Genomic DNA, 1,142 nt, shown 5'->3' with positions numbered 1-1,142 from the left:
CGCTAGTCTTCTGAGTCAGGAATTCTGTTCAGATATGAGCCGAGGCGTTCGAGGATCTCGTCGGCGGTCTTCGTCCAGATGTAGGGCTTCGGGTCGGTGTTCCATGCTGCGATCCAGGTGCGGATGTCCTTCTCCATGGCCTGGACCGATCGGTGGACGCCTCGTCGTATCCGCTTGTTGGTGAGTTCGGCGAACCATCGCTCGACGAGGTTCAACCAGGACGAGCCGGTCGGTCTGAAGTGCAGGTGGAATCGTGGGTGGGCCAGGAGCCACTTCTTGATGGCAGGTGTTTTGTGGGTGGCGTAGTTGTCGCAGATCAGGTGGATGTCCAGGCCGGCGGGCACTTCCTTGTCTAGCTTGATCAGGAACTTCTTGAACTCCTCGGCGCGGTGCCGGCGGTGCAGAGAGCCGATCACTTTGCCGGTCGCGACCTCCAATGCGGCGAACAGTGTGGTGGTACCGGCACGGACGTAATCGTGGGTCACCCGCTCGGGAACCCCCGGCATCATCGGTAATACAGGCTGGGAGCGGTCCAGAGCCTGGATCTGCGATTTCTCATCCACGCAGAACACCAACGCCCGCTCGGGCGGATCCAGATACAACCCAACGACGTCGTGCACCTTGTCGACGAAGTACGGATCCGTCGACAGCTTGAAGGTCTCCGACCGGTGCGGCTGCAAGCCGAACGCACGCCAGATCCGTGACACCGACGACTGCGACAGGCCCATCTCTTTCGCCATCGACCGAGTCGACCAGTGTGTTGCATTCTTCGGTGTGGATTCCAGCGTCCTGGTGACCACCGCGGCGACCTGCTCGTCCGTGACCGTCCTGGGCCCACCGGGACGCGGCATGTCGCCAAGACCGGCGATCCGGTACTGCACGAACCGGGCCCGCCAGCGGCCCACCGCATGAGGTGTGGAACCGAGCCGGGCCGCTACGTCCTTGTTCGAGGTGCCCTCGGCGCAGGCCAGGATGATCCGGCACCGCAACGCCCACGCCTGCGGCGTGGAACGACGCCGCACCCACCCCTCAAGCGCGGCCCGTTCCTCGTCCGACAGTCTCAACTCGGCCTTCGGCCGCCCCGTCCGTGCCATGGAGCAAGCCTATACATCTGAACAGAATTCCCGACTCAGAAGACTAGG

At 63.0% G+C, this 1,142-nt stretch carries 1 protein-coding gene; it reads right to left on the bottom strand.

Features of this window, described 5'->3' with window-relative positions; translation table 11 throughout:
- Window positions 1-2: 2 nt before the first annotated feature.
- Window positions 3-1,094, bottom strand: coding sequence for an IS630 family transposase (locus ACTMTU_RS36015; RefSeq protein WP_441267640.1), 1,092 nt, complete (start codon window positions 1,092-1,094; stop codon window positions 3-5).
- Window positions 1,095-1,142: the final 48 nt, after the last annotated feature.

This window comes from Streptomyces sp. OZ13, from assembly GCF_052068155.1.
Lineage (GTDB): Bacteria > Actinomycetota > Actinomycetes > Streptomycetales > Streptomycetaceae > Streptomyces.
This window is presented reverse-complemented; position numbering and strand designations above follow the sequence as displayed.

Coding starts and splice junctions, on each gene's coding strand:
- ACTMTU_RS36015 (WP_441267640.1), bottom strand. CDS start 1,094: ATGGCACGGACGGGGCGGCCGAAGGCCGAGTTGAGACTGTCGGACGAG.